Source organism: Kitasatospora sp. NPDC098652 (assembly GCF_044760155.1).
Lineage (GTDB): Bacteria > Actinomycetota > Actinomycetes > Streptomycetales > Streptomycetaceae > Kitasatospora.
The window spans coordinates 14,942-31,338 of record NZ_JBIWAQ010000016.1; the positions used below are offsets into that span (position 1 = coordinate 14,942).

General features: G+C 75.2%; 13 protein-coding genes. 6 read left to right on the forward strand and 7 right to left on the reverse strand.

Annotated features, from left to right (window positions below; translation table 11 throughout):
* Positions 1-6: 6 nt before the first annotated feature.
* The 3 genes from ACIQWA_RS28650 to rsmH form a co-directional block, all read right to left on the reverse strand.
* Positions 7-2,280, reverse strand: coding sequence for a penicillin-binding transpeptidase domain-containing protein (locus tag ACIQWA_RS28650; protein WP_402487417.1), 2,274 nt, complete (start codon positions 2,278-2,280; stop codon positions 7-9).
* Positions 2,277-2,834: a cell division protein FtsL gene (locus ACIQWA_RS28655; RefSeq protein ID WP_402487419.1), complete on the reverse strand. Its 558-nt coding sequence runs from the start codon at positions 2,832-2,834 to the stop codon at positions 2,277-2,279. Before ACIQWA_RS28655 ends, ACIQWA_RS28650 begins: the two co-directional genes overlap by 4 nt.
* 132 nt (positions 2,835-2,966) lie before the next feature.
* On the reverse strand, positions 2,967-3,941 hold the full coding sequence (rsmH, locus tag ACIQWA_RS28660) for a 16S rRNA (cytosine(1402)-N(4))-methyltransferase RsmH (RefSeq protein ID WP_360227781.1): 975 nt from the start codon (positions 3,939-3,941) through the stop codon (positions 2,967-2,969).
* Positions 3,942-4,482: 541 nt separating this feature from the next.
* Here rsmH and ACIQWA_RS28665 point away from each other — a divergent pair.
* The 4 genes from ACIQWA_RS28665 to ACIQWA_RS28680 all read left to right on the forward strand — a co-directional run bounded on the left by ACIQWA_RS28665 (position 4,483) and on the right by ACIQWA_RS28680 (position 10,061).
* Entirely contained in the window at positions 4,483-5,025 is a 543-nt protein-coding gene (locus ACIQWA_RS28665) for a carbonic anhydrase (protein ID WP_360227784.1), read from the forward strand.
* A gap of 230 nt (positions 5,026-5,255) precedes the next feature.
* A complete protein-coding gene (locus ACIQWA_RS28670; protein ID WP_402487421.1) occupies positions 5,256-6,302 on the forward strand; it encodes an AAA family ATPase in 1,047 nt (348 codons plus the stop codon).
* A gap of 1 nt (position 6,303) precedes the next feature.
* Positions 6,304-7,626: a DUF58 domain-containing protein gene (locus ACIQWA_RS28675; RefSeq protein WP_360227787.1), complete on the forward strand. Its 1,323-nt coding sequence runs from the start codon at positions 6,304-6,306 to the stop codon at positions 7,624-7,626.
* Complete coding sequence (locus ACIQWA_RS28680) at positions 7,623-10,061, forward strand: transglutaminaseTgpA domain-containing protein (protein ID WP_402487423.1); 2,439 nt, start codon at positions 7,623-7,625, stop codon at positions 10,059-10,061. The genes ACIQWA_RS28675 and ACIQWA_RS28680 overlap by 4 nt, the downstream gene beginning before the upstream one ends.
* Before the next feature lie 280 nt (positions 10,062-10,341).
* On the opposite strand, the gene ACIQWA_RS28685 is transcribed toward ACIQWA_RS28680, so the two are convergent.
* From ACIQWA_RS28685 to ACIQWA_RS28695, 3 genes are all read right to left on the reverse strand, one after another.
* Positions 10,342-10,731 carry a DUF3040 domain-containing protein gene (locus tag ACIQWA_RS28685; RefSeq protein ID WP_350515624.1) on the reverse strand — a complete coding sequence of 130 codons (390 nt, stop codon included), beginning with the start codon at positions 10,729-10,731 and terminating at the stop codon, positions 10,342-10,344.
* 361 nt (positions 10,732-11,092) lie between these two features.
* Positions 11,093-11,845, reverse strand: a complete 753-nt coding sequence (locus tag ACIQWA_RS28690) for a methyltransferase domain-containing protein (protein WP_360227796.1) — start codon at positions 11,843-11,845, stop codon at positions 11,093-11,095.
* A 45-nt stretch (positions 11,846-11,890) separates the two neighbouring features.
* Positions 11,891-12,475 (reverse strand): SAV_6107 family HEPN domain-containing protein, encoded by a 585-nt coding sequence (locus ACIQWA_RS28695; protein ID WP_402487425.1) that lies wholly within the window; start codon positions 12,473-12,475, stop codon positions 11,891-11,893.
* Between the two features lie 592 nt (positions 12,476-13,067).
* Here ACIQWA_RS28695 and ACIQWA_RS28700 point away from each other — a divergent pair.
* Positions 13,068-13,691: a DUF4126 domain-containing protein gene (locus ACIQWA_RS28700; protein WP_360227802.1), complete on the forward strand. Its 624-nt coding sequence runs from the start codon at positions 13,068-13,070 to the stop codon at positions 13,689-13,691.
* 243 nt (positions 13,692-13,934) lie between these two features.
* Positions 13,935-15,428 (forward strand): phytoene desaturase family protein, encoded by a 1,494-nt coding sequence (locus ACIQWA_RS28705; RefSeq protein WP_402487427.1) that lies wholly within the window; start codon positions 13,935-13,937, stop codon positions 15,426-15,428.
* Positions 15,429-15,444: 16 nt separating this feature from the next.
* Here ACIQWA_RS28705 and ACIQWA_RS28710 read toward each other — a convergent pair whose 3' ends face one another.
* Entirely contained in the window at positions 15,445-16,347 is a 903-nt protein-coding gene (locus ACIQWA_RS28710) for a hypothetical protein (RefSeq protein WP_402487429.1), read from the reverse strand.
* Positions 16,348-16,397 lie beyond the last annotated feature (50 nt).

Sequence of the window (16,397 nt, forward strand, 5' to 3'; positions counted from 1 at the left end):
CCTCGTTCACGGCTTCCACTCGACGGGCAGGTTCGGTGCCTGGCTCCCGCTCGGCGGGACCTGCATGGTCTTCAGGGTGAACTCCATCACCTGCTTGAACACCGGCCCGCACAGCTGGCCGCCGAAGTGCCCGTTGACCGGGCCCTGGAGGGTGCAGGAGACGGTGTAGCGGGGGGCGTCGGCGGGCGCGAAGCCGATGAAGGAGGCGGTGTAGCCGTCGTAGCCCTTGCCGTCGGCGGCCCCCCGGTTGGCGGTGCCGGTCTTCCCGGCGACCCGGTAGCCGGGGATCGCGGCCTTGCCGCCGGTCCCCTGCTCGTCGTCGACGACCGACTCCAGCATCGAGGTGAGGGTCTTGGCGGTCTGCTCGCTGACCACCCGGGTCTGCTCGCCGGCCGGGGTCGGGACGTACTTGCCGTCCGGCCCGGTGATCCCCTGGACGATGCTGGGCGCGACCCGCACCCCGCCGTTGGCGATGGTCGAGTACACCGAGGTGGCCTGGAGCGCGTTCATCTGCATCGGGCCCTGGCCGAAGGAGATGTTGTACTTCTCCGAGGCGACCAGGTCCTCCGGCTTCTTGAGCTTGCCCGCGGTCTCCCCCGGGAAGTTCAGTCCGGTCGGCTGGGCCACCCCGAACTTGCGCAGGTACCCGTCCAGGATCTGGTTGGCCTTGAGCTGGTCGCCGTCGCCGAGGGTCTCGACCGCCTCGATGGTCCCGATGTTGGAGGACTTGGCGAGCACCCCGGCCAGGGTCAGGTACCAGGTGCCGTGCACGACGTCGTCCTTGAACTCCTGCCCGGCCCGGATCAGCGGGTAGGGCACCGTCACCTTGGTGTCCCAGTTGGCCTTGCCGGTGTCCAGGACGGCGGCCAGGCTCATCAGCTTGGCGGTGCTGCCCGGCTCGTACGCGTCCACCAGCGCCGGGTTGCCCATCTGGGACTGCTTGGCGAGGCTCAGGTCGTTGGGGTTGAAGCCGGGCGCGGAGGCCATCGCGATGACCTGGCCGGTCTTCACGTCCTGGACCACCACGTAGCCCTTCTCCGCGCCGGAGTTGGCCACCTGGTCGGTGATCGCCCGCTGGGCCGCCCACTGGATGTCCCGGTTGATGGTCAGCTTGATGTCGCTGCCGGGCACGGCCGGGTCCATCGAGCCCCCGGCGGTGGGCACCAGCCGCCCGCCCGCCTGGGCGTAGCTGCTGTGGCCGTCCTTGCCGGCCAGCTGCTTCTGGTACTGCAGCTCCAGCCCGCCGGCGCCCTCGCCCTCGCCGTTGACGAAGCCGACCAGGTTGGCGGCCAGCCCCTCGGCCGGGTAGATCCGCTTCTGGGTCTCCCGGTTGAACACCCCGGCCAGCGGGTTGGCGCACTCGTTGTCCACCCGGGTGCGCCCGCCCTGGTCGGCCGGCTTGCCGAGCAGCTTCCGCTGGGCCTGGCAGGCGCGCGAGCCGGCCTTCTTCTCCAGGCCCGTCTTGAGGTCGCTGATCTGGCTCTTGGCGGCCGGGGTCTGCTGCGCGGCGAGCCGCTTGTAGCGGGTCTTCGGGGTGTGCAGGTCGGCGGCGATCCTCTCCTTGGCCACGCCGAGGATCGGCGACAGCAGCGCGGCCGCCTGCTCGGGCGCGTCCGGGATGCCGGTCGCCTCGGGGGTGAACATGGCCGGGTCGGCGGTGATGTCGTACGCGTCCACGGTGGCCGCGAGGGCGACGCCGTCGGAGGACGTTATCGAGCCGCGCTCGGCGGTGATCGGGATGTTCTGGTAGCGGTTGGTGTTCGCGTCGGCGGCCAGCGCGTCGGCGTCCACCAGCTGGAGCTGCACCAGGCGCCCGGCGAAGACCGAGAACACCAGCGACAGGACCACGGTGATCACCCGCAGCCGGCGCTTCGGTTCGGCCAGCCGTAGCGCCTTGGGGCGGTGCGGCAGCCTGGACTTCGGGCGCGGTCGTACGGCCGCCTGGCTGCGGGCCGGCGGACGGCCCTCCGGGCGGCGCTGCTGGGGCGCCCGCGGGGTGCGGCCGACGGAGCCGGACCTGGCGGGCTGCGCCTTGGCCGACTGGCCGCGCGCGGGCTGGCCCTTGGCGGGCTGGGCCTTCGGGCTCTGCGCCTTCGGCGGCTGGGCCTTCGCGGGCTGGGCCTTGCCGGACTGGCCGCGGGCGGCCTGCCCCTTGGCCTGCTGCCCCTTCGCGGGCTGGCCGCGCCCGGCCACCGGCCGGGCCGTACCGCTGCGCGGCGGCTGACGGCGGCCGGAACCGGACCCGGAGCCGGAGCCGGCGGGCTGACGAGGCGTCGTCATCGGGTACCACCCCCGTGCTGGGCCGGCGCGGTCGTCACCGGGTTGAGCTGGATCACCGAGTCACCGGCCGAGGCCGCCGGGGTCGGCGGCGCCGGGGGGCTCGGCTGAGCCGGGGGCTGGGCGCTCGGCGAGCCGGACGGCTGCCCGGAGGGCTGCGCCGGGGCCGGGCTCTGCGCGGGGGCCGGGCTCTGCGCGGCCGGCGCGGGCTTCGTCGGCCACGGATCGACCGTCGACTTCTTCACCGGCGGGCTGTCCTGCGCCGGGCCGGGCGTGCCGAGCACCTTGCCGCCGTTCGGCACGTCCAGGAAAGCCATCCCGCCGGCCGGGACCATGCCCAGTTCGCCGGCCCGCTTGGCCAGCGCGTCCGGGGCCGAGCTCTGGTCGATCTCGTGCTGGAGGCTCTGCTGCTCGTCGGTCGCCTTGGTGGTCTGCTTCTGCAGCCGGGACAGTTCGAAGGATCCCTCGTTGAGCGCCGTGTTCAGCGCCAGCAGCCCGAGCAGCCCCGCCGCCAGCAGCACCACCACGAGCACCGCGAACGGCGTGCGCCCGCGCACGGGCCGCCGCCCCGGCCGGACCGTGATCCGCGCCCTGCCCTGTCCGGGGAGTCCTCCCCGCCCCGCCCGGACCTCACCGGCCACCGGCCCCACCGTTCTCCTCCACCCTTCGGACCCCGCCGGAGCCGTTCCTCAGCCCCGCTTGCTTCGGTCCCTGATCCTCTCCGCCACCCGCAGCCGCACGGGCGCGGCGCGCCGGTTCTCCTCGATCTCCTCCTCGGTGGCCAGCTCGGCACCGCGGGTGATCAGTTTGAGCCAGGGCTGGTGCTCCTCCGGGATGAACGGGAGCCCCGGCGGGGCGGTGCTGGTCGCCCCGGCGGCGAAGTACTGCTTCACCAGCCGGTCCTCCAGCGACTGGTACGACATCACCGCGATCCGGCCGCCCACCGCCAGGACATCCAGTGCCCCCGGGATCGCCCGGTCCAGGACCTCCAGCTCGCCGTTGACCTCGATCCGCAGCGCCTGGAACGTCCGCTTGGCCGGGTTCCCGCCGGTTCGACGGGTCGCCGCCGGAATGGCGTTGCGCACCAACTCGACCAGACGCGCGCTGTTGGTGAACGGTTCCTTCTCCCGTTCCCGCAGGATGACCGAGGCGATCTTCCCGGCGAACCGCTCCTCGCCGTACACCTTGAGGATCCGGGCCAGGTCGCCGTGGCTGTAGGTGTTCAGCACCTCCGCCGCGCTGATCCCCCGGGTCTGGTCCATCCGCATGTCCAGCGGCGCGTCCTGGGCGTAGGCGAAACCGCGGTCGGCCTCGTCCAGCTGCATCGAGGAGACGCCGAGGTCGAACAGGATGCCGTCGACCCGGTCGATGCCCAGGCGCTCCAGCACCTCGGGGATCTCGTCGTACACCGCGTGCACCAGCGTGGCCCGGTCGCCGAAGGGGGCCAGCCGCTCGCCGGAGAGCTTCAACGCCTGCGGGTCGCGGTCCACCGCGACCAGCCGGACCTCCGGGAACTGGGTCAGCAGCGCCTCGCTGTGGCCGCCGAGGCCCAGGGTCGCGTCGACCACCACGGCACCCGGGCGGGAGATCGCCGGCGCCAGCGCGTCCATGCACCGCTGCAGCATCACCGGAACGTGCTTGGGACCCGGTTCATTGGTGGTCATGCGCGGTGGCGCCCTTCCTCGGTGCGGAGCAGCCCGACGACCGGGAGCTCCGACCATTCTCGCCCACCACCTGCCGGCACGACGACGCGGCCCGTGGTCCCCGCCCGCTCGAGGGGAAGGTCGTGACCGCCCGGCGCCGGGGAAGGTGCGCCAGGTGAACACGGAGCGGGTGGAGGCCACGAGCCGCATCGGCCGGGCCGCACACCGGTCGGCACGGCCCGGTTGACGGGCTCCGAGGGGTGTGCTCCAACGCGCCGCAACTCTATCGCGCGGACCCCGCCAGTCAATGGTCCGCTCCGGCGCACCACCCGGGCGGCGGTACGGATCACCGCAGGTCGCGGCCGTCGGAGCGGTCCGGCGGGGGTCCCGGCCGGCGGCCCCCGGCGGCCGGCGCGCGCCCCTGTCGGGCGACTGGGTACGAACCCACGCCCGGACCGGCCCGGACGAACCCTCCGGTTGTCGCTATGCACCCGCTCACGGCGGTGCGTTCTGTAGCTCTCCGCCCCACCGCGCGGCCCCGGACCGCACTAACGTCGCCACCATGACAGTGACCCCCGACCGGCCCACGCCGAACGCCGCTGCCGACCCCGCCGGACCCAGCATCATCGACCGCTTCGTGACGGCCAACCGCGAGTACGCGGTGACCTTCCGCGACGGCGGCATGGACGCCCGTCCCGTGCAGAAGATCGCCGTGGTGGCCTGCATGGACGCCCGGCTCGACCTCTTCGCGGCGCTCGGCCTAGAACTGGGCGACGCCCACGTCATCCGCAACGCCGGCGGCGTCGTCACCGACGACACCATCCGGTCCCTGACCATCAGCCAGCGCGCCCTGGGCACCCGCTCGATCGCGCTGATCCACCACACCGGCTGCGGACTGCTCGGCCTCACCGAGGACTTCCGCCGCGAGCTGGAGCTGGAGGTCGGCCAGCGCCCGCAGTGGGCGGTGGAGGCCTTCGTCGACCTGGACGGCGACGTCCGCCAGTCCATGCAGCGGGTGCGCACCTCCCCGTTCCTGCCGTACACCGACGACGTCCGCGGCTTCGTCTTCGACGTCCACACCGGGCTGCTGCGCGAGATCCGCTGAGCGGAGCCCGCCCGCCCTCATTCGGCGAGGGCCGAATGGTGACTTCTGACCGCCGAACGGGGGAGAATGCGCCTGCCGGTCGGACCCCGAACCACCTGGGGAGGCCGGGCCGCAGGCCGCCCACCGGCGCCGGATCCTCGTTCGGAACCGCCCCCGGGACGGCCGCGTCAAGCATGGGGTGGGGTCCGGCCTCGGGTGAGGCGGGCACGGTGTGCCAGGGAGCGTAACGGGTGACGAGCTACAACGATCAGGCCGGTCTCGGCAGTCCTGCGGGGGGCGAGCAGAGGGCGAACGGGTACCGTCCGGTCGGGCTCCCGGAGCTCGCGGCGGTCGTGGAACGGGTCCGCGCCAACATCGAGAGCGTGATCGAGGGCAAGCCGGAGGCCGTCCGGATCGCCCTGACCGTCCTGCTCGCCGAGGGGCACCTGCTGCTGGAGGACGTGCCCGGCGTCGGCAAGACCATGCTGGCCAAGGCGCTCGCCAAGTCCGTGGACTGCACCGTGCGCCGCATCCAGTTCACCCCCGACCTGCTGCCCTCGGACGTCACCGGCACCAACATCTACGACCAGCAGCAGCACGACTTCGAGTTCCGACCGGGCGCGATCTTCGCCCAGATCGTGGTCGGCGACGAGATCAACCGCGCCTCGCCGAAGACCCAGTCCGCGCTGCTGGAGTCGATGGAGGAGCGCCAGGTCACCATCGACGGCACCAGCTACGAGCTGCCCTCGCCGTTCATGGTCGTGGCCACCCAGAACCCGGTCGAGATGGAGGGCACCTACCCCCTCCCGGAGGCCCAGCGGGACCGATTCATGGCCCGGGTCTCGATCGGCTACCCCAGCCCCGAGGCCGAGTTCGCGATGCTCGACGTGCACGCCGGCGCCAACCCGCTGGCCGACCTCCAGCCGGTCGCGCACGCCGCCGACATCCTCAAGCTGGTCGAGCTGGTCCGCACCGTGCACATCGCCGACCCGGTCCGCCGCTACGCCGTCGACCTGGTCGGCGCCACCCGCACCAGCCCCGAGCTGCGGCTGGGCGCCTCGCCGCGCGCCACCCTGCACCTGGTCCGGGCCGCCCGCGCCGCCGCCGCGCTGGACGGGCGCGACTACGTCACCCCGGACGACATCCAGCGGCTGGCCGTCCCGGTCCTGGCGCACCGCCTGATGCCGACCGCCGAGACCCAGCTCGGCCGCCGTACCGCCGAGCAGATCGTGACCGACCTGGTCGCCCGAGTGCCGCTGCCCCGTCCGCAGGGCGGCCCGGCCGTCCGGAGGGGCTGAGGTGGCCTCATCCGACGGAACGGGCGGGCTGCGGGCCGGACTGCACGGCCTCACCACCCGGGGCCGCTCCTTCCTCGCGGCCGGTCTGACCGCGGTGGTCTGCGCCTACCTGCTCGACCAGGACGCGCTGCTGCGGGTCGGCGTCCTGCTCGCCGCCCTGCCGCTGGCCGCCGCCGCGGTGGTCGCCAACACCCGGTACCGGGTGGCCAGCGGACGCCGGCTCAGCCCGCACCGGGCGATCGCCGGCCAGGAGGCCCGGGTCCACCTGCGGGTGGACAACGTCTCCCGGGTGCCCACCGGGCTGCTGCTCCTGGAGGACCAGGTCCCGTACGTGCTCGGGCCGCGGCCGCGGTTCGTGCTCGACCGGGTCGAGCCGCGCGGCTTCCGCGAGGTCTCCTACCGGGTCCGCTCCGACCTGCGCGGCCGCTACCCGCTCGGGCCGCTCCAGCTGCGGCTGTCCGACCCCTTCGGGATGTGCGAGGTCAACCGCGCCTTCGCCGCCTCCGACGTGCTCACCGTCGTCCCGCAGGTCCAGGCGCTGCCGCAGGTGCGGCTCAGCGGTGAGTGGATCGGCCAGGGCGAGAGCCACACCCGCACCCTGGCGCTGGCCGGCGACGACGACGTGATCCTGCGCGAGTACCGGCCCGGAGACGACCTGCGCCGGGTGCACTGGCGCTCCACCGCCCGGTACGGCGAGCTGATGGTGCGCCGCGAGGAGCAGCCGCAGAAGGCCCGCGCCACCGTCCTGCTGGACACCCGCGAGGTGGCCCACCGGGGCAGCGGCCCGGCCTCCTCCTTCGAGTGGGCGGTCAGCTGCGCCGCCTCCGTCGCCGTGCACCTGCTGGAGCGCGGCTACCAGACCCAGTTGCTCACCGACACCGGGCACTGGGTGCCCGGGCCCGGCAGCGGCGGCCACAACGTCGCCGCCGACACCTCCGGGCTGATCCTGGACGCCCTGGCGGTCGCCGACCTGTCGGACGGCGCCGGGCTGTCCCGCGCCGAGGAGCCGCTGCGGGCCGGCGGCGAGGGCCTGCTGGTGGCCGTCCTCGGCGACCTGGACGCGGCCCAGGCCACCCGGCTGGCCCGGCTGCGCAGCCGCACCGGCGGGGCGATCGCCTTCCTGCTCGACACCGGCACCTGGGCCGGTTTGCGGATGCTCGCCCCCGACACCGGCGGCGAGGAGTTCCGCGAGCGGGTCCGGGAGCTGCGCGCGGCCGGCTGGACGGTCCTGCCGGTCCGGGCGGGTGACTCCGTGCCGGACCTGTGGCGGGCCGCCGACGGCGCCAAGACCACCGCCCCCTACCGAGATGAGGCCGGCGCGTGACCACCCGGGCCAAACTGACCGTTTACTCGGCGCTGGCCACCGCCCTCGCCTCGCTGTGCATGCTGCCGCTGCTGAGCACGCGCAGCTGGCTCACCCACGCCTTCCTGGTGATCGCCGTGGTCTCGGCGGTCGGCGCCGGGCTGCGCCGCTCCCCGCTGTACCGCTGGTCGGTGCCGGTGGCCCAGGTGCTGGTGCTGCTGATGCTGATGCTGCTCGGCTTCGCCGGGTCCGCGCTGACCGGCGGGGTGCTGCCCGGGGCGCCCGCGATGCGGCTGCTCAGCCAGGTCTTCTCCTCCGGTCTGGACGACATCGCCCAGTACGCGCTCCCGGCGCCGCCGACCGCGGGCCTGCGGCTGATCCTGGTCTCCTCGGTCGGCCTGATCGCCGTGCTGGTGGACACCATCGCGGTGACCTACCGGCGCTCGGCGCTGGCCGGGCTGCCGCTGCTGGCGCTGTACTCGATCGGCAACGGCGTGGCCGGGGACCACGGCAGCTGGGTCTGGTTCGGCTTCGCCTCGGCCGGCTACCTGGTGCTGCTGTTCGCCGAGGGCGAGGACCGGGTCTCCCGCTGGGGCCGGGTCTTCCGCGGCAGCGCGCGCGGCACGATCAGCTCCAGCCGGATCAGCCAGGGCGGCCAGCAGGTCGGCGTCCTGGCGCTGGCCCTGGCCCTGCTGCTGCCGGTCTTCCTGCCGCGCTGGGACCTCGGGCTGCTGGACTCCGGTTCGTCCGGCGGCTCGTCCGGGCACGGCACCGGCGGGAGCGTGACCACCAGCCTCGACCCGCTGGTCAGCCTGGAGGCGGCGATCAGCAAGCCGTCCGACAACGAGCTGCTCACCTACACCCTGGACAGCGACCTCGCCGACCAGATCTACCTGCGCACCGGCTCGCTGGACCAGTTCGACGGCACCAACTGGAAGCTCGGCAGCACGGTGGTCAGCGACCTCCCGGCCACCCTGCCCACCCCGGAGGGCCTGCGGGTCACCAACGTCCCCCGGATCGAGGGCGACTTCAAGATCACCGGGCTGGAGAAGAGCTGGCTGCCGATGCCGTACCCGGCCGCCTCCGTCCAGGTCCCCAACCGCGGCGAATGGAAGCTCGACCCGGTCACCCGCACCGTCCTGTCGCCCAACGACAAGGCGATCAGCGGCCTGAGCTACCACGTCAGCACGCTGGACCTGCGGCCCACCGCGGACGAGCTGCGCACCGCGCCGCCCGCCCCGCAGGACGTCCGGGAGCGCTACACCGCCCTCCCGTCCGACCTGCCGGCCGTGGTCGCCGAGCAGGCCAAGGCGGTCACCGCCGACGCGCGCACCGACTACGACCGGGCCACCGCGCTGGTGAACTGGTTCACCGGCCCGGGATTCAAGTACGACACCTCGATCGAGGGCGGCACCGGCAGCAACGCGATCGCGGTCTTCCTGCGCGACCGCCGGGGCTTCTGCGTGCACTTCGCCTCCACCATGGCGGCGATGGCCCGGGTGCTGAAGATCCCGGCCCGGGTCGCGGTCGGCTTCACCCCCGGCGACAGCAAGGGCGGCGACGTCTACTCGGTCAGCGGCCGGATGTACCACGCCTGGCCCGAGCTGTACTTCTCCGGCTACGGCTGGATGCGCTTCGAGCCGACCCCGAGCCGGGGCGTCCCGGCCCGCTACTCCGAGGCGTCCAGCGCCCCGGCCACGGCGCCCTCCCAGCAGCCGACCGCCGCGGCGACCAGCTCGGCCGCCGTCCCGGCGCCGTCCCAGAGCTCCGACTGCACCGCCAAGCAGCGCCAGCTGGGCGACTGCGGGCCCAAGAGCAAGGCGGTCAGCCGGACCGCCGACGAGTCCTGGCTGCTGTCCGGCCAGGTGCTCGGCACCCTGGCCGTCGTGGTGGTGCTGATCGCGCTGCTGCTCGTACCGATGTTCTGGCGGACCGCCGTACGACGCCGTCGGCTCGGCGGCGGAGGGCGGCGCCGACCCGGCGGGGACGGCCCGGTCGAGCTCACCGACGCCCAGGTGCTGGCCGCCTGGGACGAGTTGGTGGACTCCGCCTGGGACGTCGGAATTCCCCCGGACGAGTCACGCACCCCGCGCTCGGCCGCCCGGCGGATCACCGAGACGGCGGACCTGGACGCGGACGCGGCGGCCGCCGCCGGACGGCTGGCGCTGGCCACCGAGCGGGTGCTCTACGCCCCGGCCGGGCAGGTCACCACGGCCCCGCTGGCCGCCGACGTCCGCACCGCCCGGCGGGCGCTGTGGGCCGGGGCCGGCCGGGCCGGGCGGCTGCGGGCCCTGCTGCTGCCGCCGTCCTCGGCCCAGCTGTGGTGGCGGACCTCCGACACGGTGCGGGCGGCCCGGGCGGCCGTCGCCACCCGGGTGGGCCGGGCCGCCGAGGCGGTCGCCGGTCCGGTGCGGCGGCTGACCGGCCGGCGCAAGGGGTCCACTCCGGAGTCCTGACGGAACGCGAGAGCCGGGGCGGGGCGGGGGGGGGCCCCCCCCCCCCCCCCGCGGCGGGGGGGGCCCCCGGGCGGCGTCGTCCGCGGCGGGGGCGGCGGGGCCGAACCCCCCCGGCTGCTCGTGGGGGCCGCGGGACCGGGCCGGGGGCTCCCCGCCCGGCGCCAGGGGGCCACCCCGCAGCCCGGACGTCCCGCCAGTGCGGGGGGGGCCCGTCGGCCCCCGCCCCGCCCCGGCTCTCGTCGTCGGTACGTCCTCGTACGTCCTCGGCGGGGCCTGCGGCTCAGAACCCGCCGGTCTGCTCGTCCCGGCGGCGCTGCCAGCGCTGCTCCACCCGGTCCATCATCCCGGCCTTGCGCCGCGGGGCCGCGGCCTGCCGGGGGCCGGAGCCCTGGCCCGCGGGCGCCCGGCGCCAGCCGGTCACCGCGAACACCGCGCACCCGAGCATCACCAGGAAACCGACGACGCTGACCCAGATCTGGTCCGGAACGACCATGCCGCCCATCAGCAGGCCGATCCCCACCACGAAGCCCGCGACGGCCAGGTAGACCCGCCGACGGGTAAAGGTGCGCAGCCCGGTTCCCTCAAGCGCTGACGCGAATTTGGGATCTTCGGCATACAGCGCTCGCTCCATCTGGTCGAGCAGTCGCTGCTCGTGCTCCGAGAGCGGCACGGAGTCCTCCTACTCGTCGGTCGCGGGTGCGACCGGTCCGCCTCCCCGGTCGGGGAGGCCAGTCCAATCAGCCTTGGGCACACGGTCGGACGCCCGTGCGGGGGACCCGGCCCGTGTCGTCCATATGCCCCACGCATCCGGCTGTCATGCTTACCGGCTTTACCCAGATCATACGGTCCGTGGGCCCGTTACGGAGTGGTCTGCGCCGCGTGGGACGGGCCACTTCGACCGGGCAGGGCCGCACCCGGGTCAACGCCGGACGGCTCGGACAAGTGCCCGACCCGATGGAATCGGCCCGGAGCTGGGGAGGGTCCGGAGCACACCCGGGCGGGGGGCGGGCGGCCGGGGGCTCCGGGCGGGGTCAGGCCAGGGTGGCCAGCAGGTGCAGCTGGGTGGCGACGGCGTGGAAGGCGGGCTGCGCGGCGGCGGCCTCCTCCAGCTTGAGCAGCGCCTCCACGGCGCCCGGCTCGGTGTCCACCAGCACGCCGGGCACCAGGTCGGCGAAGACCCGGACGCCGTGCACCGACTCCACCCGCAGGCCCGCGCCCTCGGCCAGTCGGCCCAGCTCCTCACCGGTGAAGCGGCGCGGCATCGGGTCCTGCTCGCCCCAGCGCCCGTCCTCGGCGGAGAGCACCGTACGGGCCTCGTTGAAGTGGCCGGCCAGCGCCCGGGCCAGCACGGCGCCGTTGCGGTTGGCGGCCAGCAGGCTGACCAGGCCGCCCTTGCGCAGGGTGGCGGCCAGGCTGCCGAGCGACTCCGCCGGGTCGTCCACGACCTCCAGCACGCCGTGGCAGAGCACCGCGTCCACGCTGCCGGGGGCGACCAGCTCGGGCAGCGTCTGGGTGTCGCCCTGGACGGCCCGGACCAGGTCCGTCACCCCGGCCTCGGCGGCCCGGCGCTCCAGCGCGAACAGCGCGTCCGGACTCGGGTCGACCACGGTGACCCGGTGGCCGAGCCTGGCCACCGGCACGGCGAAGTTGCCGGTGCCGCCGCCGGTGTCGACCACGTCGAGCACCGGCTGGTCCAGCTCGGCCGACCGCTTCTCCAGGGCCGCCCGCACCACCTCCCAGACCACGGCGGTACGCAGGGCACTGCGGGGACGCGTCGGGTACACGGTCGGGCTCCTTGGCACGTGCAGATCGATCAGGATGCCTCCACCTTAAGCCTGCCGCCCGGCCGCTCCGCCCTCGCCGGGCAGCTCGTCCCCGTCGAGCGGCAGCCGGGCCGCGGGCGGGGCCGGGCGCAGGCCGAGCAGCCGCTCGACCAGGCGCAGGAACAGCGCGGAGTTGCGGATCAGGTCGTCGGCGTCGCGGGCCGAGGCGGCGCCCCGGATGCCGGCCTCGGCGGCGGCCCGGCGGCGGGCGCCGGCACCGTAGTAGAGCGCCCACTCGGCCAGTTCGGGGGCGACCTCGGGCAGCACCTCCCAGGCGCTGCGGATGGCTTTTCGCCGGCGCGGGTTCTTCTCCGGCCGGCCGCGGACGGCCAGCACGGCCGCCACCGTGCGCAGCGCGGCCAGGTGCGCGGTGGCGTAGCGCTCCAGCGGGTCCTCCAGCGCGCGGGCGCGGGCCAGCGTGCGGTGGGCGTCGGCGAGCAGGTCGAGGGCGGCCGGCGGCGCGGCGGCCCGGCGCAGTACGGGGTGGACGTCCCGGGCGGCGGCGCCCGGGGTGTGCGGGGTGTCCGGGGTGAGTGGCAGGGCGGCGGAGTGGAGGCGGGCGGTGACGGGCTCAGGATGGCTGATGGTCATGGTCTCCCCCGTTCCGAGGCAGCGCGCGGGCCGGGTGGTCCGTGCTCCTCCATCGTGACCGGCACCACTGACAACCGGCCCCGGGAACGGACGCGGCGGCGGCGGGCGCGGTCCCCCCGGTCCGCACCCGCCGCCGTCCGCCGTCGCTCCGCCCACCCCCCACCGGGCGGCGGTGCGATCTTCCCCGTTCCCCCCGTTTCCCCCCGTTCCCCCGTTCGGTCACCGGTCTCCCCCCGGCCCGCTCCGCCGCCCCGTGCCGGCGGTGCGGGGCCCGTGACCGGCACCCGACGCGGACCCGGCACCGCCCCCCGGGGCCCTCCCGGCCAGGGGGGCGGACGGATCCGCCGCCCGGGCGGCCGGCGCCCGACGCGCCGCCCTCCCGGGTGCCACCACTCTCCCGTCCCAGCAGGTCGGAGGCCATCCGCTGACGTACTCAACCGCGGAACTGAGTACCTGTACTCAGTCGCATGCCGCGCCCCCGGAGCGGAACCGCGGCGGCGGCCCGGGGCGTCCCGGCTCCGGGTACGGTACGGCGGGGCCGGGGCGGCCCGAACGGGGTCGCGAGGCCCGCGAGAACGAGGAGGGGGACGCGATGACGGTCCTGCCGCTGATCTTCACCAGCGGTCTGGCGAGCGGCATCAACGCGTACGCGGTGGTGCTGCTGCTCGGCCTGCTGGGCCGGTTCGCCGGCGCGGAGTCGGTGCCGCACGCGCTGGAGCGCACCGACGTGCTGGTCGCGGCGGCCGTGCTGTTCCTGCTGGAGGCGGTGGCCGACAAGATCCCGTACGTGGACACCGTCTGGGACGCCGTGCACACCGTGATCCGGCCGATCGCCGGCGCCGTCGTCGGCGTGCTGATCGCGAGCGCCGACCCGGGCTCGCTCAGCGAGGTCGCGGCCGGGGCGATGGGCGGCACCACCGCGCTGGTCACCCACCTGGTGAAGGCCTCGCTGCGGATGGCCGTGAACACCACGCCGGAACCGTTCAGCAACATCGCGGTCAGCCTGACCGAGGACCTCTCGGTGGCCGGGCTGGTCACCCTGGCGATCTTCCACCCCTGGGCGGCCGCCTCGATCGCCGCCGTCCTGCTGCTGGTCGGCCTGCTGCTGGTCTGGCTGGCGGTCAGCCGGATCCGCGCCTTCCGGGCCCGCCGCCGCGAGCGCAGGGCCGTCAAGGCCGCCGAGGCCGCGGCCGGAGCGTACGCGGGTCGGGCCTAGGGCCCGGCTTCAAACTCCCGTCGTTCGCCCGGAGGGCGGGCGGGGCGGCGTTGGGGTGCGTGCATCGCAAGGCGGAGGAGGGACGCGATGCGGTGGGGGCACCTCCCGGCCGAAGGCTGGGGGCCATCGGCGACCGACGACAATGCGGCGAGGTGCGTGCACTGGGGGTACCTCCCGGCCGAAGGCTGGGGGAGCGTCGCCCCGCAGACGGGAGTTTGAAGCCGGGCCCTAGGATCGGGTGCCATGGCACGGATCGTCATCATCGGCGCAGGAATGAGCGGGCTCGCGGCGGCCTCCAGGCTGGCGACCATCGGTCACCGGGTGACGGTCTGCGAGGCGGGCGGCGGCTACGGCGGCATGGTCGGCCGGTACGAGCGCGACGGCTTCGCCTTCGACACCGGGCCCGGCCTGCTGCCGCTGCCCGCCGTCTACCGCGACCTCGCGCTCAAGACCGGCAAGGAGCCGCTGGAGCAGCTGGTCGAGCTGGCGCCGGTGGAGCCGGAGAGCCGGCACCTGTTCCCCGACGGCACCGCCGTCACCCTCCCCAACGCCTCCCGCGGCGGCGTCGGCCAGGCCCTCGACACCGCCTTCGGCGCGGGCTCCGGCGCCCGCTGGAGCACGGTGATGAACCACGGCCGGACGGTCTGGGAGGCCACCCGCCGCCCGCTGCTGGAGGAGCCGCTCCCGGCCGGCCACACCTTCCTGGGCACCGACCCGTACCCCGTCCCGGCACCCACCGGCCTGGCCCGGCTGCGCCGCCCCCGGCCGTGGACCCTCCGGGACGTGGCCGTCCGCGAGCTCGGCGGCCACCCAGGGCTGACCGCCCTGCTCGCCGAGGCCGCCGTCCGGTACGGCTTCGCCCCCGGCGAGGCCCCGGCCGGGGCCACCGTGCTCCCGTACATGGAGCAGTCCTTCGGCGTCTGGTACGTCCGGGGCGGCCTGCGGGCCCTGGCCGACGCCGTGTTCCGGCGCTGCGAGCTGCGCAAGGTCGACTTCCGCTTCGACACCCCGGTCACCCGGGTGCTCGTCGAGGACGGCCGGGCGTGCGGGGTGGAGACGGCGGACGGGCGGATCGACGCCGACCTGGTGGTCTCCGCGATGGACGCGGGCGCGCTGCACCGCCACGGCCTCGCCGAGTGGCCCGGCCGACCGGCCGAGCAGTGGGAGCCGCGCGGGGTGCCCGGCCGGTTCGGCGTGCTGCTGGCCCTGCGCGGGGCGCGCCCGGAGGGCACCGCGCACCGGACGGTGGTGCACGCGGCCGACCCGGCCGCGGAGGAGGCCGCGCTGACCGGCGCCGGCCCGCTGTGCGACCGCCCCACCGTGCAGGTGCTGCGCCCGGACGACCCGGCGCTGCGGCCGGACGACGCCCACGAGTCCGTCGTGCTGACCGCGACGGTCCCGGCCCTGGACGGGTTCGACTGGACCGCCCCCGGGGTCGCCGACCGCTACGCCGACCGGCTGCTCGCCCACGTCGACGCGGCCGGCCTGGGCCTGCGCGAACGGGTCCTGTGGCGGGTGGTGCGCACGCCCGAGGACACCCGTCGGGAGACCGGCGCCCTGGCCGGCGCCGTCGCCCGGCCCGCGCTGGCCGGCGCCGGGGGCCGGTGGCTGCGCACCGCCAACGAGTCGCCCGTCCCCGGCCTGCTGCTGGTCGGCGGCAACGCCCACCCGGGCGGCGGGCTGTCCCGGGCCGGCATGTCGGCCTGCATCGCCGCCGGGCTGATCGGCCCGGCGTGACGCCGGCCCGGGCCGGTCAGCCCTGGTGCCAGGTGTTCTGCTGCTGGTAGCCGTAGTTCTGGTCGTAGGCCGGCTGCTGCGGGACGCCCTGGCCGTGCTGCTCGGGCTGGGGCTGCCACTGCTGCTGCTCGTGCGGCTGGTGCCCGTGCGGCTGGTGCTGCTGGGCGTTCGGGTCCCAGGCCTGCTGGTGCTGCTGCTGGTAGCCCGCGTACGGGGCCTGGGCCTGCTGGTAGCCGCCGTACGGGTCCTGCTGCTGCTGTTGCGGGTAGCCGCCGTAGGACTGCTGGTCGTAGGCGTAGGCAGGCTGCTGCTGGGGCTGCCACTGCTGCTGCTCGTAGCCGGACTGGTAGGCCGGGGCGTACGGGTCCTGCGGCTGCTGCTGGGCCTGCGGCTGCTCGTAGTACGAGGGGGCGTAGACACCGTCCTGGGCCAGTTCCCGCAGCTCGAAGGCGGCGGTCCGCTCGACCTCCGGGGCGTCCTCGGCGAGCGGTTCGGGGGCCAGGGCAGTGTCCGGGGCGGTGTCCGGGGCCGGGGTCTCCTCGACCGCGCTGACCTCGCCGACCCGCTTCTCCTCGGCCGCCGCGGCCGCGACCGCCGCGCCGCCGGTCAGGGCCCCCAGCAGGGGCACCTTGGCGAGCGGGCCGGGCAGGCTGCCGTCGGCCTTCCGCAGCGACCAGCCGGCCTGGTACCCCTTCTTGACCGAGAGGGTGACGAAGGTCTGGCCGACCGCGAACAGGCCCGCTCCGGCACCGATCACCAGGACCGAGCCGAGGCCCATACCGACGGCCACCCCGAGGAAGCCGACCAGGGCGAGCGCCCGCCAGTGCACCGGGGCCCGGTTCTGCAGCAGCACCTCGGCGACCAGCCAGAGCGCCACCACCGCCAACGCGACGTACAGCAGCAGGTATCCGATGCCCATCCGCGCGCTACCTCCAGTCGCGTGCCCGCGCCGGCCGCGCGTGTGCGGCG